Origin of the sequence: [Mannheimia] succiniciproducens MBEL55E (assembly GCF_000007745.1) — a bacterium.
GTDB classification, from domain to species: Bacteria; Pseudomonadota; Gammaproteobacteria; order Enterobacterales; family Pasteurellaceae; genus Basfia; species Basfia succiniciproducens.
This window is the reverse complement of record NC_006300.1, coordinates 1,067,589-1,089,666: the sequence shown is the minus strand read 5'-3', so window position 1 is coordinate 1,089,666 and position 22,078 is coordinate 1,067,589. Positions and strand designations below refer to the sequence as shown.

Here is a 22,078-nt window from a genome sequence, read left to right as displayed (position 1 = left end):
CAGGAAAGCAAAATGAAAGATAGTATCCATAATGTTCATATCATTGATGAAAAAGTATTAATTACACCTGCCGAATTAAAACAAAAGCTCCCGCTCCCAATCGCACTGCGTACACAAATTGAAACACATCGCCGTGAAATTGCCGATATAGTACACAAAAAAGACGATCGCTTACTGGTGGTCATTGGGCCTTGTTCCGTACATGACACCAAAGCGGCAATCGATTATGCCAAACGTCTGAAAGCGCTTTCAGATGAATTAAAGGATCAGCTTTATATCGTTATGCGGGTTTATTTTGAAAAACCGCGTACCACGGTAGGCTGGAAAGGGCTCATTAATGACCCGCGTATCGACGGCACATTTAATGTGGAAGAAGGGCTGCATATCGGTCGTAAATTATTGCTGGATTTAGCTGAAATGGGCTTGCCGTTGGCAACGGAAGCGTTGGATCCGATGACGCCGCAATATCTCGCCGATTTATTCAGTTGGTCGGCTATCGGCGCGCGTACTACCGAATCGCAAACTCACCGTGAACTGGCTTCCGGATTATCTATGGCAGTCGGCTTTAAAAACGGCACCGACGGTAGTCTGGCTACCGCCATTAATGCCATGAAAGCCGCCTCAATGGGACACAGTTTTATCGGTATTAACCAGCAAGGACAGGTCAATTTATTACATACGGAGGGCAATCCTGACGGTCATGTTATCCTGCGTGGCGGCAAAAAACCGAATTACCAACAGGAATTTGTCAACCAATGCGAAGAAGAATTAGCCAAAGCAGGTCTGGAAACGGCGATTATGATCGATTGCAGCCACGGTAATTCAAATAAAGATTATAAACGCCAGCCTTCAGTTGCGAAAGATGCGGTAAATCAAATTGTGGCGGGGAATAAATCCATTATCGGTTTAATGATTGAAAGCAACATCAATGCGGGTAACCAAAGCTCGGAACAAAAGGTTTCCGAGATGAAATACGGTGTTTCCATTACCGATGCCTGTATTGATTGGGAAACAACGGATAATTTATTACGTAAAATTGCCGCCGCATTGAAAAATAGAGCGGAGTAATTCTTAAATTCCTCTATAATATTGCTACAGCCTGGGCGTTAAGCCCGGGATTTCTTTTTATAAAAAGTGCGGTCAATTTTTTGAAAATTTTGCTTAATTACCGCCGACATTAAAGGATATTTCCGTGGAAGCACTCAAAGAAATCAGAGCCGAAATCGATCAATTGGATCGAGAGTTGTTAGAAGTTTTTGCCAAACGTTTAGCGTTAGTCAAAAAGGTCGGAGAAATTAAACATCAACAAGGTTTGCCGATTTATGTACCGGAACGCGAAGCAGATATGCTGGCGGCTCGGCGTTCAGAAGCGGAAAAAATGGGCATACCTGCGGATTTAATTGAAGATGTGTTACGTCGTGTTATGCGGGAGTCTTACGCTAACGAACATGAACACGGTTTTAAAACCGTTAATCCGGCGATTAAAAAAATTGTTATTGTAGGCGGTAAAGGCAAATTAGGCGGCTTATTCGGGCGTTTTCTGACGGCTTCAGGCTACTTTGTGGAAGCGTTGGGAAGCAAAGATTGGGACAACGCAAAGGCTATTTTGGCCGGTGCAAATGCGGTAATCGTTTGTGTGCCTATCGTAAAAACCTTGGAAACCATTGAACGCTTAAAACCTTATTTAACGGAAGATATGTTATTGACGGATCTAACCTCCGTAAAACGCCGCCCGTTGGAAAAAATGCTGGAAATTCATCAAGGCGCGGTCGTAGGCTTGCATCCGATGTTTGGGCCCGATATCGCAAGCATGGCAAAACAGGTGGTTGTACGTTGCGACGGGCGTTATCCGGAGCGTTATCAATGGCTGTTGGAACAAATTCAAATGTGGGGCGCGCGAATTTATCAGGCGGATGCCGCCGAGCATGACCACAGCATGACCTATATTCAAGCATTACGTCATTTTGCCACCTTTGCCAACGGTTTACATCTTTCAAGACAACCGGTGAAATTAGCTAATTTATTAGCCTTATCTTCACCGATTTATCGTCTGGAACTTGCGATGATCGGGCGTTTGTTTGCGCAAGACGGTAGTTTATATGCCGATATTATTATGGATAAGCCGGAAAACCTGGAAGTAATCGAAAGTTTAAAACAAAGCTATGAAGACAGCTTAAAATTCTTTGAAAACGGTGATAGAGAAGGCTTTATTAAAACCTTTAACAAAGTGAGAGAATGGTTCGGCGATTATTCGGAACAATTTATGAAAGAAAGCCGTCAACTGCTGCAACAAGCTAACGATTATCGTCATAATAGTCTCTGATTTTTATCGTTTTTCAATAAAAGTGCGGTTGAGTTTTTGGCAATTTTATTTTTACTTTTTCACGATTTTCTACCGCCATATTTTCTTTTACAGCTAAAAATCTGTAGAATAGAACGCCTTTTTATAGCGGAGAGAATAATGAGTACAAGCTTAAATATTGCAATAGCGGCAAATTTCGATTTATGTGAAAAAATTGCAAGCTATTTAGAAGAAAGTTTATTGGAAGTGGAAAAACTTTCGATTGTAGAAATTTATCCTTTTTCAGAAGAACAGGGAATTCGTTTTAACGGTAAAGCCGTAGCTCAATTACCCGTTGATGAAGTGGAATGGTCCGATTTTAACTACTTGTTCTTTGCGGGTGATTTAGCTCATATTCCGTTATTGGCAAAAGCATCGGAAGCCGGTTGCCTGACTATTGAAATGAACGGCGTTTGTTCGGCATTGGCGGATGTACCGGTGGTCATCCCCGGTGTGAACGAAGAGCAATTAAGAGATTTACGCCAACGTAATATTGTATCCTTACCCGATGCTCAGGTTACTCAGTTTGCTTTGTCCGTTCGTTCCTTATTGAATAACGCATCCAATGCGCAAATCGTGGTCAGCTCGTTATTGCCCGCATCTTATTATGATGCCGACGGCGTACATAAATTAGTAGGACAAACGGCTAAATTATTAAACGGCATTCCGCCGGATGAAGAAGAAATGCGTTTTGCATTCGACGTATTTCCTGCCAAATCGTTGAATTTAAACGCTCAATTACAGCGCGTCTTTCCGCAATTAGAGAATGTGGTGTTCCACCAAATCCATGTACCTGTATTTTACGGGCTCGCCCAAATGGTTACGGTAAAAGCTGAATTTGAACCGGAACAAGACTCGATCTTAGCCGAATGGAGTACGAATGATCTTATTCGTTATCATCAGGATAAAGTGATGACGCCGGTACTAAACGGTGAAGCGGAAAATAACGAAGATGAAGTACATTTACAAATCAGCGCGTTAGAATCCGTTGAAGGCGGTATTCAATACTGGCTGGTTGCGGATAATCAGCGTTTTTCCCAGGCGTTTTTAGCCGTTAAATTACTGGAATCCATTTACCGGCAAGGTTATTAACCATATTGAGGTGAGTTTAACGGCTCACCTTTTGTTTTTCTCACGTTTTTTTCGCTAAAATAGACCGCACTTTAGGGCTTGTGGATGTCTTGATAAAAATATTAGAATGATATTAGAGTCCGTTTATCTTTTATAACCTGTTGCGTTGTCGCCTAAAATAGCCGCCGGCCAGCCGTAAAATACTGTGAATAGCACAAACCCTATTAACAAAATTTACAACGACGCATATGGCTACTTTAGGCGCAACCCGAAGGGACGAGCTTATTTTTCCGATTTTTAATGATTTGAAAAAATGCAAAAACTTACCGCACTTGATCCGATTTCAACGCCCTTGAATTCAACCCTGTTAATTGAAGCTTCCGCAGGTACGGGGAAAACCTTTACCATGGCTTCCTTGTATTTGCGTTTATTACTGCAAGCCGGTGAAAACTGCTTTTTTAAGCCTTTAGAAGTGGAACAAATCTTAGTGGTCACCTTTACGGAAGCCGCAACTCAAGAGCTACGGGAACGAATTCGTCACCGCATTCATTTAGCAAAAAAACAATTAACGCAATATGCTGAAAATAAAAATAAGCAGGTTTTTTACGGGACGGAAAATGAGATTTTAGCGGATTTAGTTGATAGCTTAGAATTACCCGTTGCCATTCAACGACTGAAAATTGCCGAGCAAAATATGGATCTCGCCGCAATTTACACCATTCACGGTTTTTGCCGCCGAATGTTAGTACAATATGCCTTTAATTCGGGCATTCATTTTAATTTGCAGTTAGTAAAAGATGAAACCGAATTATTAACCCGTTTTAGCAATGAATTATGGCGGGAACATTTTTACAACTTATCCTTTAGTCTCACAAATTTTATTCACCGGAATCTTAAATCACCAACGGATGTGCTGCAAAAAATCAGAAAATTCGTCACCAGTGAAAATTTAAACGTCGAACTCAACGAACCTCACTTATTACAGCTTGAGTTCAACCGCTTTCTTTCTCAATATATTGAAAAAAACATCAATGAAATCAAACAATTGAAAACAGCATGGATAGAGTCCGAAAATGAAATTCAGCGGTTAATCGAAAAAGCGAAAACGCAAAAATTAATTAAAGGCGCTTCTTACAAAGCGAATCATTTGCCCGGCAGGTATGAAAAAATCCGCCAATGGGCACAGGATGAAACGGATTTTTCTATCCCCGAACCTTTAAGCAAGTATTTTTCTCAATCCGCCGTTGATTCTTATCTCACTAAAAACGAACCTGTCAATCACGCCGTTTTTAAACAGGCGGATAGTGCGGTAGAACGGGCACAATCTACGGAATTATACGTCAAAGTCATTTTGTATCACTATATTCAGTGGATGCGTGATAAATTAGATCGCTATAAGGCTTCGCACCAAGAGAAAAGTTTTGACGATTTATTGCGTTTACTGAAAGAAGCCGTCGTTTCTCCGGAACATGGAAATGAATTGGTTAAGCTGATTCGTTATCAATATCCTTTTGCCATGATTGATGAGTTTCAGGATACGGATGCACAGCAATACCAAATTTTTTCTAAAATTTATATCGAATCAGCGCAAGCCGAAACCGGCTTTATTATGATTGGTGACCCGAAACAGGCTATTTATCAATTTCGCGGCGCGGATATTTTTACTTATTTAAAAGCTGCACAACAGGCAAAATACCATTTTACCTTGGGTAAAAATTATCGTTCTGAAGGTAATTTAATTCATGCGGTGAATCAACTTTTTAATTTTTCTTCAGCACAACCTTTTTTATACGAAAATATTGAGTTTTCTTCCGTCGAACCAGGAAAAGCTCAAGGGCGTTTTATATTAAACGAGCAACAAGAAGCACCGCTTGGCGTTTATCTAGGTGAAGAACCGAGCGATGAACAACTGGCGGAAACTTGCGCTAATTGCATTTCTCAATGGTTACAACTTGCCCTGCGGGAACGTGCCGGTATTCAAACCGCGGAAAAATTTTTACCGCTAGAACCGAAAGATATCGCCGTTCTGGTACGTAACGCAAAAGAAGCCGAATTAATTAAAAATGCATTGCAGGCACGGCAGATTTCATCCGTTTATTTATCGGATAAAAGCAATGTGTTTGATTGTAATGAAGCAAAAGAATTATTGCTGATCTTGCAAGCCTGTTTAAACCCTTTTAGCGAACGTAATATAGTAAATGCCATAGCTACCGCTATTTTTTGCCTAACCGGCGCGGACATTCAACATATTAAACAACATGAAACGGATTGGGAAAAGTGGATTGATCGCTTTGTCGGCTATCAACGCAGCTGGCGGCAACAAGGTGTACTTGCTATGCTGCATCAACTTTTTTTAGCCGAACAGATTCCGCAAAAACTGATTAATATGCCAAACGGCGAACGCCGGGTGACTGATTTATTCCATTTAGCGGAATTATTGCAGGAAGCTACAACGCTTAATGAAAGTGATGCGGCGCTGTTGCGTTGGTTTGAACGTCAAATTCGCGGCGAAAATACTCAAGACGAAAATATCATTCGTTTGGAGAGCGAACAGCAATTAGTCAAAATCGTCACTATTCATAAATCCAAAGGGTTGGAATATAACCTGGTTTGGCTACCGTTTATCAGTGCTAAAGCTAAAGTGAACCCGCAACATATCTCCACTTATTACAATGCGCAAGCGCAGGCTGTGCAATGGGATATGGATGCCTGCCATAATGACGAAGTGATAAAAGAACGTTTGGCGGAAGAAATGCGCTTACTTTATGTGGCGCTGACTAGAGCAAAATATCATTTAGCGATGGCGTTGCCTGATAACTTTACTAAAAACTGGAACGCTTTGCTTTATGCTCTGACTCGCGGAGAAATCGGCACACAAGCGAAATTAACCGACGAATACCAAACCAAGCCCCTTTTAGACGACTTTGCACAACGTATTTCGCCGGCAAATATACATTATTATCAAACGGATGAAATCCAAGGAGGGGGTTATCAGCAAAAAGATAATCATGCCCAATATGTAGCCCAAGAATTCCACGGAAAAATTGAGCGGGACTGGACTATAAGCAGTTTTACCTCTTTAACTCAAATGCACGAATGGAACAGTCAAAAAGGCAGACATGAAGCCTTTAGTCCTATTGTAACGACAGAAAGTGCGGTCAATTTTTCTCTAATTTTAGATGAAGCCAAAGATATTGATTTAACTTTTTTACCTAAAATAAACGAGGACAAAAATAATTTTAGTGACATTGTAACGGGATATCGGCAAGGTTATTCGCCTTTTGATTTTCCCCATGGTATTAATGTGGGGACGGCATTGCACCGTTTTTTTGAAAAAAATGAATTTAATCAACCAATTATTGACGAATATGTAAAAAATTTATGCCAAACCATACAATTAAGCGAAGAATGGAAACAACCTTTAATTCAATGGATTGAAGCAATTCTTACCACGCCGCTATTTAATGGGGAGCCTTTAAATCTGGCTCAATTAGATAAAAAAGACTGCATAAAAGAAATGCAATTCTATTTAAAACTGGAAGGACGGTTTAAGTTGCATTCTTTCAATCGGTTGCTGCAAAAATATCATACAATCAAACGAGAGCCTTATTTATTTGATGAAATTCAAGGCATGTTGAGAGGATTTATCGATTTGGTTTTTCGTCATGAGAGCAAATATTATGTGCTGGATTACAAATCAAATTTCTTAGGAAAAGACATGGCGTTTTATGCGCGGTCGCAATTAACCGACGTAATGAAAAATCATCATTATGATTTGCAATATTTGCTTTATACCTTAGCAATTCACCGCTATTTAAAACAGCGTGTGACGGATTACGATTATGACAGCCATTTCGGCGGCGTAATTTATTGTTTTTTACGGGGTATGAACGGGCGTAATCCGGATTACGGCATTTATTCCGCAAAACCTGCGCGGGAACTAATCGAAGGGTTGGATAATTTATTTTAGTCGGTAATGTTATGTTAGAAATTTTAGCAAAATTACAACAGGAAAATGTGATCACCGCAGGGGATTATCATTTTGCCAAAATGATTGCGGAAAAATGCGAAGAAGGAACGGATAAAAGTTCAAGGACAAAAAATAATTTAACGGCTTTACTTGCCGCACTTTGTAATTACAGTCATCAGCAAGGAAATACTTGTTTATTCCTTGAAGAACAGATTAAATCGAATTTATTCGGGCTGGCTTATCGCGCTTTAGAGCAGGATTATTTACAACAAATTGATGAAAAAATCGGATATTTACCTGTAGCTCAATGGCAGCAAATATTAAAATCCCATATCGCCTTTACAACAGAACCGAAAACGAAAATTGCACCTTTCGTTTTTCAATTCAATGCGTTATATTTTTATCGTGTTTGGCAGGATGAATATTTGGTAGCTCGTTACCTGAAAAGTGCGGTCAAAAATAGTAAAGTTTTGGCAGAACAACCGGATACGAAAATAATCCATCAGCTAATCGGTGAAAATACCGGCTTAAACCAAGGGCAAAAGATTGCTATTGCAACCGCACTCCGTCAACAATTTTGCCTGATTTCGGGCGGACCGGGAACCGGAAAAACCTATACGGTGGCGAGATTATTGGTTGCTCTACAACAACTACATCAAGGCAAATTACAGATAAAATTAGCCGCACCCACCGGAAAAGCCGCCGCACGTTTAACGGAAAGTATTGAAAACGCCCTACAGCAAATGACGTTGTCTGCAAAATTAAAGCATTGCATTCCAACTGAGGCAATGACAATTCATCGTTTACTTGGCGGACGGAGCTTTAAATTCAATGCTCAAAATCCTTTGCCGTTAGATGTACTGGTAATAGACGAGGCCTCAATGATAGATTTAGCATTGATGTCAAACTTACTGCAGGCCTTGCCAAGCCATGCGCGACTGATTTTATTAGGTGATAAAGACCAACTGGCGTCAGTAGAGGCCGGAGCGATTTTAGGCGAGTTAGGGCAGTTTTTAGAACAGGGTTACAGTGCTTCCTTTATCGATTATTTAAACCGGGTAACGGATTCGCATTTGGCGTTCAACTCGGTTCAAGGCGATGAAATCCGGGATTATTTATCTCACTTGACGGAAAGTCGGCGTTTTGATGAAAAATCTGCAATCGGACATTTGGCAAAAGCAATAAATTCCGCAGAAATTGACCGCAGTTTGCAGTTGTTTTCCCAATTAGATGATATTGAATATGTTGATTTTAACCGTTATTTTGCTAACGGCATTCAGCCCGAATCCTCCGCTGAGTATTTAGCTTATTGCGTTAACCTAGTCGTTGAACGTGCGGTACGGGAATATCGGGATTATCTACTGGAAATTGAAACCCGATCAGCAAAAAGCGAATTAACGGAGCAGGATATCGAAAAAATCTTTGCCGGTTTCAAAAAAGTGCGTTTTTTATCCGCACTTCGGCTTGGTGAATTAGGCGTTGAAAAGCTGAATCTGTCTATTGCGGAAGGTTTGCGCCGACAAAATTTAATTCAATTTAAAAACAGTAGGGATTGGTATCAGGGAAAACCGGTGATGATCATTCAAAATGATGCCAACGTAGGGCTTTTCAATGGCGATATCGGGTTGTTTATTCAGGGGAAAGTTTGGTTTGAATTAGGCGAAAATCATTATCGTCGCATTTCGCCAAGCCGGATACCGAGCCATGAAACCGCATTTGTAATGACGGTGCATAAATCTCAGGGGTCGGAATTCAATCACGCATTTTTAGTATTGCCGACGGAAAACGTACCGGTCTTATCCAGAGAGCTTGTTTATACCGCGGTGACTCGCGCAAAACAGCGATTCACTTTGTTTGCTACGGATAATATCTGGAAAAGTGCGGTCAGAAAACAGGTAAAAAGACAAAGCGGTTTAGGCCGCTTATTGATTGAAAATATTTAACAATCAATGTGTTAACATCAAAAAAATTTGACGCATTAAGTTTCGCTACCTAAATTCAGCCCGCTTAAAAATTCTACAAAAGCTTTCACCTTGGCCGCCAGATGACGGCGATGCGGATAAACCGCATGAATATCGAGCAATTGTTGTTTGAATTCGGGCAATACTTCGATCAATTCACCGGAAGCCAATTCTTCTTCCACTAAAAAACGGGGCGAATTAATAATGCCTAAATCCGCTTTGGCTAACTGTACTAAGGTCAATCCGTTATTGCACACCATTTTTGAACGCATTTTCACCCGTTGGATTTTCCCTTTGTTGGCAAATTCCCAATAAATCTGATTACCGATAGCTTTATAAAGCAGGCACTGATGATATTGCAAGTCCTCAGGTTTTCTTGGGGTACCGTAGCGACGTAAATATTCCGCGGATGCCGCAAAGTGCATACTGGTAGTGGCAAGTTTTTTTGCAACTAAGGTGCTGTCTTGCAGGGAACCGATACGTAGTGCTAAATCATAGCCTTCCGCCATTAAATCCACGCGACGATCGCTAAATTCCATTTCGACGTGTAAATTAGGATTTGCACTAATAAAGGCGGGGAGGGTAGGCGTAATAAATTTCAAGCCGAAATCCATCGGGACGGATACCACCAAATTGCCCTGTAATGAGGTAGAAAGATCACTAATACTTGAATCCGCTTCTTTAAGCTCTAATAAAATAGGCTGGCAACGCTGATAATAAACCAATCCGGCCTCCGTAGGCACGATTTTACGGGTGGTACGTTGCAACAAACGAGTTTTCAGATGTTCTTCTAACTGGGCAACTAATTTACTTGCCATCGCCACGGAAATATTTTCCAGCGCAGCGGCTTGAGTAAAGCTTTGGCTTTCGATAATACGACAAAAAACCGAAATTGCATTGAGTTTATCCATTTATTTCACCTTTTTTAAAAAAGTTGTTGACCAATTAATAGTTCGTTGGGCAATATAGCGGCGAGATTTGAAATGCCCGCAACAAAGTCATTAGTTTATGATAGTATAAACCGTTCACAAACAACCTTTCTTGATAATTTTTTCTAAAAGTTGTGATTATTTCAAATATAAGTGTTAATTTAAAACTTATGCGCATCTCGGTAACATGCCGTACAATTTAAAATGTGCACAAGTTCCAATAGAATTTTATATAAAAACAACAATTCAGGTAATAAAAAATGAGCAAATCCTTGGTTATTGTGGAGTCGCCGGCTAAAGCGAAAACCATTAATAAATATTTAGGTAGTGATTATGTAGTGAAATCAAGTGTGGGACATATACGCGATTTACCGACTGCGGGCGCATCAACAGGAGAAAAAGCCAAGCCGGTCTCTACCAAAGGATTAACTGCAGAAGAAAAACAGGCGCTAAAAACGGAAAAAGAAAAAAATGCGCTTGTTAAACGGATGGGCATTGACCCTTACCACGGCTGGAAAGCAAATTATCAGATTTTGCCCGGCAAAGAAAAAGTGGTTGCCGACCTCAAATCTCTAGCCAAAAAAGCCGACCATATTTATCTCGCAACCGACTTGGATAGAGAAGGGGAAGCGATCGCGTGGCATTTGCGAGAAGTAATTGGCGGTGATGACAATCGTTTCAGCCGGGTGGTTTTTAACGAAATCACTAAAAATGCCATTAAACAGGCATTTGAAAAGCCGGAACATTTGAATTTAGACCGCGTAAACGCCCAGCAGACACGCCGTTTTTTAGACCGCGTTGTGGGATTTATGGTGTCGCCGCTATTATGGAAAAAAGTCGCCCGCGGATTATCCGCCGGCCGTGTTCAGTCTGTTGCGGTAAAATTAGTGGTAGAACGTGAACGCGAAATTAAAGCTTTTCAACCACAGGAATATTGGGAAGTCGCCGTTGTCACAAAAACTGCGGACAATCAAAAAATTACTCTTGATGTAGCGGAATATAAAGGAAAAAGATTTGATCCTAAAAATGAAACCGAGGCGCAAAGTGCGGTAGATTTTTTAGCAAAATCCGATTACATCGTCTCTGCGCTTGAAACAAAACCGACAACTTCAAGACCGCGAGCACCTTTTATTACCTCAACTTTGCAACAAACCGCCAGCACGAGATTAAATTTCAGCGTAAAGAAAACCATGATGTTGGCACAGCGTTTGTATGAAGCCGGCTACATTACCTACATGCGTACCGATTCGACAAACCTGAGCCGGGATGCGTTAAATATGGCTCGAAGTTATATTGAACGCAATTTCGGCGAAAAATATTTACCTGAAAAACCGAATTTTTACTCAAGCAAAGAAAATGCCCAGGAAGCCCACGAAGCTATCCGCCCGTCGGATGTTAATATTTCCATGAATGATTTGCAGGGCATGGAAAAAGACGCTGTCCGTTTATATGATTTAATTTGGCGCCAGTTTGTCGCTTGTCAAATGCCGGCGGCACAATACGACAGCACCACATTGACGGTAAAAGCGGGGGATTACGAGCTAAAAGCTAAAGGCAGAATCCTACGTTTCGACGGTTGGACAAAAGTATTGCCACAGCTTGGCAAATCTGCGGAAGATCAAGAATTGCCGGCATTGAATGTACATAATAAATTGGCATTAGATGAAATTCAGCCAAGCCAGCATTTTACCAAACCGCCTGCACGTTTTACCGAAGCGGCATTAGTAAAAGAACTGGAAAAACGTGGAATCGGGCGCCCTTCAACCTATGCGGCAATTATTTCAACCATTCAGGAACGCGGTTATGTGAGAACGGAAAACCGCCGTTTCTATGCGGAAAAAATGGGTGAAATTGTTACAGATCGTTTAAATCAGTCTTTTGCCCATCTTATGAGCTATGATTTTACCGCAAGCATGGAAGATATGCTGGATCAAATTGCCACTGGTAAAAAAGACTGGAAAACGGAATTAAACCAATTTTTTAAAGATTTTTCCGGTCAATTAACCACCGCGGAACTGGATGAATTGGAAGGCGGCATGAAGCCGAACAGCTTAGTACTAACGGATATTCAATGTCCGACCTGTGGTCGCCCTATGGCAATCCGCACAGCAAGTACCGGTGTCTTCCTCGGTTGTTCCGGTTACGCTTTAGCGCCGAAAGATCGTTGTAAGACGACCATTAATTTGATTCCCGAAGCGGAATTATTAAACGTATTGGATGATGCTTCGGAAACTAAAGCCTTGATGGAACGCAAACGCTGTCCGAAATGCGATACCGCAATGGACAGTTATATTATTGATCCGCATCGTAAAATTCATATTTGCGGGAATAACCCGAACTGTGAGGGTTATCTCATTGAACAAGGTACTTTCAAAATCAAAGGCTACGATGGGCCGATTGTGGAATGTGATAAGTGCGGCTCGGATATGCACTTAAAATTAGGTCGTTTCGGCAAATATATGGCTTGTACCGCTTGCGATAATACGCGCCGAATTCTGGCTAACGGCGAGGTAGCGCCGCCAAAAGAAGAGCCGATTGCGTTCCCTGAATTAAAATGTGAAAAAGCCGATGCTTATTTTGTATTAAGAAACAGTGCCGTTGGCGTCTTTATGTCGGCGCATAATTTCCCACGGGTTCGCGAAAGCCGCCCGGCAAAAGTGGCCGAGCTGGCTCAATATCGCGAACGTTTGCCGGAAAAATTACAATATCTGGCGGATGCGCCGCAGCAGGATCCTGAAGGCAACCCGGCGATTATCAGTTTTAGTCGTAAAGAAAAACATCAATACGTCACTTCTGAAAAAAACGGTAAGAAAACCAAATGGATTGTTGACTATATTGACGGCAATTGGATTGAACGTAAAAAATAATCAGTAATGGTGTAAAAGTGCGGTAGAATTTCTCAAAATTTCTACCGCACTTTTTTATGTATAAATGAACTTTTTTACTTAACTAAAATAAAAATTTATCTTCTTTACAAAATTTTTGTGATCTCCGTTAAATTTTCAAATATTGCTTATTGATAAATAAGCGGGATTTATTAACATAAAGAGCGTTTAGGAAATAAGGCACAAGTCTTATTATATGTAGTAAGTTGTCTGTAAGGACTAGCCGATAGGGGTAATTCTATGGAAGTTGGTGTTGTAAAATGGTTCAATAATGCTAAGGGATTTGGATTCATTAATGCGGAAGGAAGTGATGCGGATATTTTTGCACACTATTCAGTCATCGAAATGGATGGTTACCGTTCATTAAAAGCCGGACAAAAAGTGAATTTTGAAGTTGTACATGGTGAAAAAGGCTCACACGCAACTAAAATTATTCCTATTTTAGAATAATTCGCTAAACACTCTTTTTATTTGTCATCTTATTTAAAAATAATTAAAGGCGGGATGTGAACCTGCCTTTCGTTATTTTAAACATTGAAAAAATCTTTTATATATTTAAATAGCCGTCTATGGACGAATCCAAAATGGATTCGATGTCGGTTTTAATTTCTTCTTCGCTTTTCTTAATATCATAATGGCTTTGCAAATTCAGCCAGCTTTCCGCATCCGTACCGAAAAATAGCGCTAATCGCACAGCGACATCCGCAGTAATCGGGCGTTTGCCCGTTGCAATTTCACTGATTTTGCGAGGAGAAAGCAAAATTCCCTGGGCTAATTCAAATTGTGTAATGCCTAATGGTTTCAGCTATTCTTCGTAAAGAATTTCACCGGGATGAACTAAATGAAAACAGGTGTAATTGCTATTACTCATACTAAACCTCTTTCATATCCACTAATTTCACATCTGTCGGGCTATTATGATCCCATAAAAATAATAAACTCCATTGTTCATTGATTTTCAGATTGTAATAGGAAACATGATTGTACAGAGTGGTTTCCAGCTTGTTATTAGGCAATTTGGTTAGAAACTCCAAAGAAGTTGCAGCATTAAGCTGCTGTAATTTCCGAATGGCTAATCTTTCGCAAGAAATAAAGCGAACGAATCTTTCTCCGTTAAAAAATCTTTTTGTATCCGGGCAGGCAAAATGCATTATCATAAAGTCTATAACCTCAATAAAAATTAATTATCTAAATAACTTTTAAATATAGAAACCTAAGGGGAAGTCTTTATAAATTAAATAATTTTTAAAAACATCATCCCCGTGTTAATTTTGTGATCTATATCACAAAATTAACGTTTGCGTAGATATTATTTAAACAAATTGGTTAAAAAATAGATTGTGTTTATTCATGAATATTACTATGCTTGATAACGAGAATTTATTCTCAATTCAAATAATTATGGTCAATCTATTTATTAAAGGAGATAGAAAATGGCATTAGGTTGGTATGAACTCAAATTAGCGAAAGACGGACAATTTATGTTCAATTTAAAAGCTGCTAATAGCCAAGTTATCTTGACAAGCGAACTTTATCGCTCCCGTGCGGCGGCGGAAAACGGTATTGCCTCCGTACAAAAAAATGGTGGTGATGAAAAAAATTTTGAATTCAGAGAAAATAAAAATGGCGAACCTTATTTCATCTTAAAAGCGCAAAATCATCAGGAAATCGGGCGTAGCGAATATTATTCATCAAAAGCGGCGGCGCAAAACGGGGTAAACTCAGTGATGAACAACGCGGCAACTACAGTGATAAAAGACATAACCAAATCATAGAAAGTTAATTAAAAAAAGAAAGGGTGAGCCAGTTTGTGCTCACCTTTTTTTCTAATCCATAAAAATTTTTCTATCGACAAAAAGTGCGGTCAAAAATATTAATTTTTTAAATTAGTTAGAACAATACTTTAAAAGCAATAACAATTTATATAATAGATTGTGATAATTTTTTGCAAATTTCGCTCAAAAACATAATAAAACGTGATTTTTTAATGAGTTAGTATTATTATAACAAACATTTTATCAAATAAGACAAATACATAGAGGACAGGTATGCAAAACCTAAAAGAAATTACGGAACAAGCCCGTGCAGCTCTGGACGAATTGCATGATAAAGGGTTAGACGCATTAGAAGCGTTTCGTGTTGAATACTTTGGTAAAAAAGGTCATTTTACCCAATTAATGCAAAGTTTACGTAATGTTGCGGCGGAAGAACGTCCTGCCGTAGGTGCTAAAATTAACGAAGCGAAACAAGCGGTTTTAGATATTTTAAACGCTAAAAAAGAAGCGTTTGAAAAAGCGGCATTAAATGCACAGTTAGAAAAAGAACGTATTGATGTGAGCTTACCGGGACGTAAAGTAGAGCTTGGCGGTTTGCATCCGGTTTCGTTAACTATCGAACGGGTAACAAAATTTTTCTCTGAATTAGGGTTTAGCGTAGAGAGCGGTCCTGAAATCGAAAGCGATTATTACAATTTCGATGCGTTAAATATTCCGAAACATCACCCGGCTCGTGCCGACCACGATACGTTCTGGTTCAATCCGGAATTATTACTTCGTACCCAAACCTCCGGCGTGCAAATCCGCACCATGGAGAAAAAACAGCCGCCTATCCGTATTATGGTTCCGGGTAAAGTTTATCGTAACGATTACGACCAAACGCATACGCCGATGTTCCACCAAATCGAATTACTGTATGAAGATAAAAAAGTAAACTTTACCGAGTTAAAAGGTGTACTTTACGATTTCTTACGCGCGTTTTTTGAAGAAGATTTGCAAGTACGTTTCCGTCCTTCTTATTTTCCGTTCACAGAGCCTTCCGCCGAAGTGGATATTATGGGCAAAAACGGAAAATGGCTGGAAGTACTTGGTTGCGGTATGGTGCACCCTAACGTATTGCGTAGCGTAGGTATCGATCCTAATGAATATTCCGGTTTTGCCGCCGGTATGGGGGTTGAACGTTTAACCATGTTACGCTACAACGTCACGGATTTACGTTCGTTCTTCGAAAACGACCTACGTTTCTTAAAACAATTCAAATAATTTAGAGTGAGAGATAATAATGAAATTCAGTGAACAATGGGTACGCGAGTGGGTCAATCCTGCCGTTAATACGGAACAATTATGCGATCAAATCACCATGCTTGGTTTGGAAGTCGACGGCGTTGAAGCTGTTGCCGGCGAGTTCAATGGTGTTGTAGTCGGCGAAGTAGTCGAATGCGCGCAGCATCCCGATGCGGATAAATTACGCGTGACCAAAGTCAATGTAGGCGGCGAACGTTTATTAGATATCGTGTGCGGTGCGCCAAACTGCCGTCAAGGTTTAAAAGTTGCCTGTGCGATTGAAGGCGCCGTATTACCGGGCGATTTTAAAATTAAGAAAACCAAATTACGCGGCCAACCTTCCGAAGGTATGCTTTGTTCTTATCGCGAATTAGGCATGTCGGAAGATCACAGCGGTATTATAGAATTACCGGCTGATGCGCCTGTAGGTAAAGATTTCCGCGAATATTTAATATTAGACGATAAAGAAATTGAAATCAGTTTAACTCCGAACCGCGCCGATTGTTTAAGTATTGCCGGTGTTGCTCGTGAAATCGGTGTCGTTAATCAATTAGCGGTAACTGAACCTGCGATTAATCCGGTTCCTGTTACTTCTGACGAAAAAGTGGCAATTAACGTATTGGCGCCTGAAGCTTGCCCGCGTTATTTATTACGTTCGGTTAAAAATGTGAACGTAAATGCCGAAACGCCGGTCTGGATGAAAGAAAAATTGCGGCGCTGCGGTATTCGTTCAATTGATCCGATTGTGGATATTACTAATTTCGTATTACTTGAATTAGGTCAACCAATGCATGCTTTCGATGCGGCAAAATTAGCGCAACCGGTTCAAGTACGTTTTGCTGCGGACGGTGAAGAACTGGTTTTATTAGACGGTACCACCGCAAAATTACAATCGAACACGCTGGTGATTGCAGACCAAACAGGTCCGCTCGCTATGGCAGGGATTTTTGGCGGCCAGGCAAGCGGTGTAAACGCACAAACCAAAGATGTAATTCTTGAAGCGGCGTTTTTCGCACCTTTAGCTATTACAGGTCGTGCCCGTCAATACGGTTTACATACGGATTCCTCTCATCGTTTTGAACGGGGAGTGGATTTTGAATTGCAACATAAAGCAATGGAAAGAGCCACCTCACTTTTAGTGGAAATCTGCGGCGGTGAAGTCGGTGAGATCTGTGAAGTTGTCAGCGAAACCCATTTGCCTAAACTGAATAAAGTTCAGTTACGCCGTAGCAAATTAGATGCGCTTTTAGGTCATCATATTGAAACGGAAACCGTAACGGAAATTTTCCACCGCTTAGGTTTGCCGGTAAGTTATGAAAATGAGGTATGGACGGTAACATCGGCAAGCTGGCGTTTCGATATTGAAATCGAAGAAGATTTGATTGAAGAAATCGCTCGTATTTATGGTTATAACAGCATTCCGAATAATGCGCCGTTAGCGCATTTAAGTATGCGCGAACACCATGAATCCGACCTTGAATTATCAAGAATCAAGCTAGCGCTGGTCGGTAATGATTTCCACGAGGCTATTACTTATAGTTTTGTTGATCCTAAACTTCAATCGATTTTGCATCCTGAGCAAGCCGTCTGGATTCTGCCTAACCCGATTTCCAGCGAAATGTCGGCAATGCGCGTTTCATTATTAACGGGCTTGTTAGGTGCGGTAGTTTATAACCAAAACCGTCAACAAAACCGTGTTCGTTTGTTTGAAACGGGCTTACGTTTTATCCCGGATGAAAGCGCCGAATTCGGTATTCGTCAGGAATTGGTATTTGCCGCCGTTATGACCGGTTCCCGCCTAAGCGAGCATTGGGCGAGCAAAGCCGAACCCGCCGATTTCTTTGATTTAAAAGGTTATATTGAAAATCTTTTATCATTAACAAAGGCCGGTCCTTATATTAAATTTGTCGCCAAAGAATTCCCGGCATTCCATCCGGGACAATCTGCAGCTATTGTTTTAGACGGTGAAGAAATCGGTTATATTGGTCAACTCCATCCGATGGCGGCACAAAAACTCGGAATTAACGGTAAAGCCTTTGCTTGTGAACTAATTGTTGATAAAGTTGCCGAACGCAATGTAGCAAATGCTAAAGAAATTTCTAAATTCCCGGCTAACAAGCGTGATTTAGCGCTTGTGGTTGCAGAAAATATTGCGGCAAGTGATATCCTTGACGCTTGTCGTGAAGTAGCGGGAAGTAAATTAACTCAAGTGAATTTATTTGATGTTTATCAAGGTCAAGGCGTGCCTGAAGGTCATAAGAGCCTGGCTATCAGCCTGACTATTCAAGATACTGAAAAAACTCTTGAAGAAGACGATATCAATGCGGTAATTTCTGTTGTATTATCTGAGTTAAAAGATCGTTTTAATGCTTACTTAAGAGATTAAATTTATGACTTTAACTAAAGTAGAACTTGCGGACAACCTGATTGAAAAACACGGTTTAAATAAATCTGAAGCGAAGGCTTTAGTAGAGGATTTTTTCGAAGAAATTCGAGTTGCTTTAGAAAAAGGTAATGATGTTAAATTATCAGGTTTCGGCAATTTTGAATTACGCGAGAAAGCATCCAGACCCGGACGTAACCCGAAAACAGGTGAAAGCGTTCCTGTTTCGGCCCGCCGGGTGGTTGTTTTCAAACCGGGTCAAAAATTACGGGCTCGCGTTGAAAAAACTAAACCTAAAAGCTAATTAGTTGTTTTTACATTAGTTATTTAATATTCGGCTATCTGCAAACTTTTGTAGATAGCCTGTCTTGTTTGAGGGAATGCCATGAGAACTAAGATAAAAACATTTTGTTTAACAATATCAGTGGCTATTTTGTCTGCTTGTTCCTCTAATATATCCTCAATTACCTATAAAGGGCGAATCGACGACCCGATTATGGCAATAGTTCTGCTAAGCGAACAACAGCGGGAATGGGCCGGAGCACCTTATGTATTGGGTGGTGTCAGTAGAAGCGGAGTAGATTGTTCGGGATTTGTGCAAACCACATTTATGGACAGATTTAATATCGCGCTACCAAGAACAACCGCCGCGCAATCGGGCTATGGTCAGAAAATCAGTCTGTCCGATATTCAAACCGGTGATCTTGTTTTCTTTAAAACCGGGCGTGGTCCTAACGGCTATCATGTGGGCATTTATGTGAAAAATGATAAATTCCTGCATGCATCTACAAAAGGCGGCGTGATTTATTCTTCAATGAATAGCCCTTATTGGAAAAATGCCTACTGGCAAACAAGACGAATTTAATCCTTTATACAAAAAAGTGCGGTAAAATTTACCGCACTTTTTGTCTTAATTCACTTCTTTAAATCGAATCAATTGCCCGTTATTTACAAAATCTTCCGTATCTTCATCAATGATTGGTGTTTGCGGCAATTCTTCCTTATCAAAAGCAATATCGCCTTCAACGCCTTTCGGTAGCTGTCCCCGTTTTATATTTTTGAAATCAAATAAATTCGGGTCGCATAAATGAGACGGCGTGATATTTTGAATCGCACTGAACATGGTTTCAATTCGTCCCGGATAGCGGCGATCCCAAGTTTGCAGCATTTCCTTAATAACCTGGCGCTGTAAATTAGGTTGAGAACCGCATAAATTGCAAGGAATAATCGGGAATTGTTTCGCGACGGCATATTTCTCAATATCTTTTTCTTTACAGTAAGCCAACGGACGAATAACAATCTGTTTGCCGTCGTCACTGACTAATTTAGGCGGCATGGATTTTAATTTTCCGCCATAAAACATATTTAAAAATAAGGTTTCAAGCATATCGTCACGATGATGACCCAGCGCGATTTTAGTTGCGCCTAATTCTGTTGCCGTACGATATAAAATACCGCGACGTAAACGAGAGCAGAGCGAACAGGTTGTTTTTCCTTCAGGGATTTTTTCTTTTACGATGCCATAGGTATTTTCTTCGACAATTTTATATTCCACACCGATGGAACTTAAATACTCAGGCAAAATATGTTCGGGAAAGCCAGGTTGTTTCTGGTCCAGATTTACCGCCACAATATCGAAATGAACCGGTGCGTTGTGACGAAGATTTAACAGAATATCCAGCAGCGTATAGCTGTCTTTACCGCCGGAAAGACAAACCATCACTTTATCACCGTCTTCAATCATATTGAAATCGGCAATGGCATTACCTACGTTACGACGTAACCTTTTTTGTAATTTATTAAAATTATAAATCTGTTTTTTATTTTCTTTTGTTTCTAATTCGGTCATTTATTTATCTTAATTTTTTAGGTTAAACATAAAAGCCCGCGTATAGTACGGCTTTCTTTTGAAATTTCCAATAAAAATTATTTAAAACAGCCGCAAGCCCGTTAAATTGCTTAATTTTTGTTGCAATTTCAAGCTGAAAGATCCTTCAAAATAGGCTATAATCTTGAACAATTTTTTATATTTCAAAAATAGATTGTGAGAAATCTTTAATGCTTGAAACATCACAAACCATTCCCGAATTGGTATCTTGGGCAAAAGAACGTGAATTTTCCCTGAACTTACCGACAGAACGTCTTGCCTTTTTACTTGCTATCGCCATTTACAACGCCGAACGTTTTGACGGTGAAATGGTCGAATCTGATCTTGTGGATATTTTCCGTCATGTGTCTAATGAGTTTGAACAATCCAAAGAAACCATTGCAACCCGGGCCAACAATGCGATTAACGAATTGGTTAAACAGCGCTTTTTAAACCGTTTTAGCAGTGAATTCACGGAGAGTTTATCCATTTACCGCTTAACGCCTTTAGGCGTAGGCGTTTCGGACTATTATATTCGTCAACGGGAATTTTCCGCCTTACGTCTTTCCGTGCAGTTAGCCATTGTCGCCAATGAAATCCAACGCGCCTCAGAGCTTGCGGAAGAAGGTACCGCCAAACAGGAAGACGAATATTATTGGCGCCGCAACGTATTTGCGCCATTGAAATATTCCGTAGCGGAAATCTTTGACAGCATTGATTTATCGCAACGTATTATGGATGAAAATCAGCAGAGCATTAAAGAGGAAATTGCCGAACTTTTAACCAAAGATTGGCAGGCCGCGATTGCAAGTTGTGAGCGTCTGTTAGACGAAACCTCGGGCAATTTGCGGGAATTACAAGATACCTTAAATGCCGCCGGCGATAAATTGCAGGAACAATTATTACGTATTCAGGATTGTGTTATCGGGCGTGATGACCTGTATTTTATCGATCAATTGATTACCGACCTGCAGGCAAAATTAGACCGGATTATCAGTTGGGGGCAACAAGCCATCGACTTATGGATTGGCTACGATCGTCATGTACATAAATTTATCCGTACCGCTATTGATATGGATAAAAACCGGGTATTTTCACAACGTTTGCGCCAATCTATCCATAATTATTTCGATATGCCTTGGTATCTGTGGACTGCGCAGGCGGAGCGCTTGATTGACCTGCGGGATGAAGAATTAGCCTTGCGTGATGAAGATGCTCTCGGCGAATTACCGGAAGAATTAGAATACGAACAACTCTCCGATTTACATGATCAAATTGTCGATTATATGCAAAATCTGCTAATTGCACAGCGTGAACGTAATCAACCTATCGACTTAAGCCTCGTATTAAAAGAACAGCTGGAAGGGTATCCGTTGGCCCGTCATTTTGACGTGGCGAGAATTATTGTGGATCAGGCGGTACGCCTCGGTATGGCAAGCGCGGATTTATCCGGTACTTATCCGCAGTGGCAGGAAATAAACAATCGGGGAGCCGAAGTTCAGGCTCATGTGATTGATGAGTATAAATAATTTGAAAAAAACGACCGCACTTTTGTAAAAATCGAATATTTCACCGAAAACATAATGTGAAAGGCGGAAAATAACTTCCGCCC

17 protein-coding genes are annotated in these 22,078 nt (G+C 40.5%); 13 read left to right on the top strand and 4 right to left on the bottom strand.

What is annotated here, in order from left to right:
- Nucleotides 1–12 precede the first annotated feature (12 nt).
- The 5 genes from MS_RS05095 (at nucleotide 13) to recD (ending at nucleotide 9,325) form a co-directional block, all read left to right on the top strand.
- Nucleotides 13–1,068: a 3-deoxy-7-phosphoheptulonate synthase gene (locus tag MS_RS05095; RefSeq protein WP_011200279.1), complete on the top strand. Its 1,056-nt coding sequence runs from the start codon at nucleotides 13–15 to the stop codon at nucleotides 1,066–1,068.
- A gap of 124 nt (nucleotides 1,069–1,192) precedes the next feature.
- Nucleotides 1,193–2,323: a bifunctional chorismate mutase/prephenate dehydrogenase gene (tyrA, locus tag MS_RS05090; RefSeq protein WP_011200277.1), complete on the top strand. Its 1,131-nt coding sequence runs from the start codon at nucleotides 1,193–1,195 to the stop codon at nucleotides 2,321–2,323.
- Nucleotides 2,324–2,461: 138 nt separating this feature from the next.
- Nucleotides 2,462–3,433 carry an oxidoreductase gene (locus MS_RS05085; RefSeq protein ID WP_041639725.1) on the top strand — a complete coding sequence of 324 codons (972 nt, stop codon included), beginning with the start codon at nucleotides 2,462–2,464 and terminating at the stop codon, nucleotides 3,431–3,433.
- Between the two features lie 292 nt (nucleotides 3,434–3,725).
- Nucleotides 3,726–7,382, top strand: coding sequence for an exodeoxyribonuclease V subunit beta (gene recB / locus MS_RS05080; protein ID WP_041639723.1), 3,657 nt, complete (start codon nucleotides 3,726–3,728; stop codon nucleotides 7,380–7,382).
- A gap of 11 nt (nucleotides 7,383–7,393) precedes the next feature.
- Nucleotides 7,394–9,325 carry an exodeoxyribonuclease V subunit alpha gene (recD, locus tag MS_RS05075; RefSeq protein WP_011200273.1) on the top strand — a complete coding sequence of 644 codons (1,932 nt, stop codon included), beginning with the start codon at nucleotides 7,394–7,396 and terminating at the stop codon, nucleotides 9,323–9,325.
- Nucleotides 9,326–9,360: 35 nt separating this feature from the next.
- On the opposite strand, the gene MS_RS05070 is transcribed toward recD, so the two are convergent.
- Nucleotides 9,361–10,254, bottom strand: a complete 894-nt coding sequence (locus MS_RS05070) for a LysR family transcriptional regulator (protein WP_011200272.1) — start codon at nucleotides 10,252–10,254, stop codon at nucleotides 9,361–9,363.
- Between the two features lie 278 nt (nucleotides 10,255–10,532).
- On the opposite strand from MS_RS05070, the gene topA reads away from it, so the two are divergent.
- A complete protein-coding gene (gene topA, locus MS_RS05065) occupies nucleotides 10,533–13,139 on the top strand; it encodes a type I DNA topoisomerase (RefSeq protein ID WP_011200271.1) in 2,607 nt (868 codons plus the stop codon).
- Nucleotides 13,140–13,397: 258 nt separating this feature from the next.
- Complete coding sequence (gene cspD, locus MS_RS05060) at nucleotides 13,398–13,607, top strand: cold shock domain-containing protein CspD (RefSeq protein WP_011200270.1); 210 nt, start codon at nucleotides 13,398–13,400, stop codon at nucleotides 13,605–13,607.
- Between the two features lie 97 nt (nucleotides 13,608–13,704).
- Here cspD and MS_RS05055 read toward each other — a convergent pair whose 3' ends face one another.
- Together MS_RS05055 and MS_RS05050 are read right to left on the bottom strand one after the other, a co-directional pair.
- On the bottom strand, nucleotides 13,705–13,962 hold the full coding sequence (locus tag MS_RS05055; protein ID WP_264352518.1) for a HigA family addiction module antitoxin: 258 nt from the start codon (nucleotides 13,960–13,962) through the stop codon (nucleotides 13,705–13,707).
- 67 nt (nucleotides 13,963–14,029) lie between these two features.
- Nucleotides 14,030–14,308, bottom strand: a complete 279-nt coding sequence (locus tag MS_RS05050) for a type II toxin-antitoxin system RelE/ParE family toxin (RefSeq protein ID WP_226977693.1) — start codon at nucleotides 14,306–14,308, stop codon at nucleotides 14,030–14,032.
- A gap of 282 nt (nucleotides 14,309–14,590) precedes the next feature.
- Here MS_RS05050 and MS_RS05045 point away from each other — a divergent pair, with 282 nt between their 5' ends.
- The 5 genes from MS_RS05045 (at nucleotide 14,591) to MS_RS05025 (ending at nucleotide 19,464) form a co-directional block, all read left to right on the top strand.
- A complete protein-coding gene (locus tag MS_RS05045) occupies nucleotides 14,591–14,932 on the top strand; it encodes a YegP family protein (RefSeq protein WP_011200267.1) in 342 nt (113 codons plus the stop codon).
- Between the two features lie 273 nt (nucleotides 14,933–15,205).
- Nucleotides 15,206–16,195, top strand: a complete 990-nt coding sequence (pheS, locus tag MS_RS05040; protein WP_011200266.1) for a phenylalanine--tRNA ligase subunit alpha — start codon at nucleotides 15,206–15,208, stop codon at nucleotides 16,193–16,195.
- A gap of 19 nt (nucleotides 16,196–16,214) precedes the next feature.
- A complete protein-coding gene (gene pheT, locus MS_RS05035) occupies nucleotides 16,215–18,602 on the top strand; it encodes a phenylalanine--tRNA ligase subunit beta (RefSeq protein WP_011200265.1) in 2,388 nt (795 codons plus the stop codon).
- 4 nt (nucleotides 18,603–18,606) lie between these two features.
- Nucleotides 18,607–18,903, top strand: coding sequence for an integration host factor subunit alpha (locus MS_RS05030; protein ID WP_011200264.1), 297 nt, complete (start codon nucleotides 18,607–18,609; stop codon nucleotides 18,901–18,903).
- Between the two features lie 81 nt (nucleotides 18,904–18,984).
- Nucleotides 18,985–19,464 carry a C40 family peptidase gene (locus tag MS_RS05025; RefSeq protein ID WP_011200263.1) on the top strand — a complete coding sequence of 160 codons (480 nt, stop codon included), beginning with the start codon at nucleotides 18,985–18,987 and terminating at the stop codon, nucleotides 19,462–19,464.
- Nucleotides 19,465–19,509: 45 nt separating this feature from the next.
- Here MS_RS05025 and ttcA read toward each other — a convergent pair whose 3' ends face one another.
- On the bottom strand, nucleotides 19,510–20,448 hold the full coding sequence (ttcA, locus tag MS_RS05020) for a tRNA 2-thiocytidine(32) synthetase TtcA (RefSeq protein WP_011200262.1): 939 nt from the start codon (nucleotides 20,446–20,448) through the stop codon (nucleotides 19,510–19,512).
- A 209-nt stretch (nucleotides 20,449–20,657) separates the two neighbouring features.
- Between ttcA and mukF the strand changes: the two genes are divergently transcribed.
- Entirely contained in the window at nucleotides 20,658–21,995 is a 1,338-nt protein-coding gene (gene mukF, locus MS_RS05015) for a chromosome partition protein MukF (RefSeq protein ID WP_011200261.1), read from the top strand.
- Nucleotides 21,996–22,078 lie beyond the last annotated feature (83 nt).

Coding starts and splice junctions, on each gene's coding strand:
- MS_RS05095 (WP_011200279.1), top strand. CDS start 13: ATGAAAGATAGTATCCATAATGTTCATATCATTGATGAAAAAGTATTA.
- MS_RS05085 (WP_041639725.1), top strand. CDS start 2,462: ATGAGTACAAGCTTAAATATTGCAATAGCGGCAAATTTCGATTTATGT.
- recB (WP_041639723.1), top strand. CDS start 3,726: ATGCAAAAACTTACCGCACTTGATCCGATTTCAACGCCCTTGAATTCA.
- recD (WP_011200273.1), top strand. CDS start 7,394: ATGTTAGAAATTTTAGCAAAATTACAACAGGAAAATGTGATCACCGCA.
- MS_RS05070 (WP_011200272.1), bottom strand. CDS start 10,254: ATGGATAAACTCAATGCAATTTCGGTTTTTTGTCGTATTATCGAAAGC.
- topA (WP_011200271.1), top strand. CDS start 10,533: ATGAGCAAATCCTTGGTTATTGTGGAGTCGCCGGCTAAAGCGAAAACC.
- cspD (WP_011200270.1), top strand. CDS start 13,398: ATGGAAGTTGGTGTTGTAAAATGGTTCAATAATGCTAAGGGATTTGGA.
- MS_RS05050 (WP_226977693.1), bottom strand. CDS start 14,308: ATGCATTTTGCCTGCCCGGATACAAAAAGATTTTTTAACGGAGAAAGA.
- MS_RS05045 (WP_011200267.1), top strand. CDS start 14,591: ATGGCATTAGGTTGGTATGAACTCAAATTAGCGAAAGACGGACAATTT.
- pheS (WP_011200266.1), top strand. CDS start 15,206: ATGCAAAACCTAAAAGAAATTACGGAACAAGCCCGTGCAGCTCTGGAC.
- pheT (WP_011200265.1), top strand. CDS start 16,215: ATGAAATTCAGTGAACAATGGGTACGCGAGTGGGTCAATCCTGCCGTT.
- MS_RS05030 (WP_011200264.1), top strand. CDS start 18,607: ATGACTTTAACTAAAGTAGAACTTGCGGACAACCTGATTGAAAAACAC.
- MS_RS05025 (WP_011200263.1), top strand. CDS start 18,985: ATGAGAACTAAGATAAAAACATTTTGTTTAACAATATCAGTGGCTATT.
- ttcA (WP_011200262.1), bottom strand. CDS start 20,448: ATGACCGAATTAGAAACAAAAGAAAATAAAAAACAGATTTATAATTTT.
- mukF (WP_011200261.1), top strand. CDS start 20,658: ATGCTTGAAACATCACAAACCATTCCCGAATTGGTATCTTGGGCAAAA.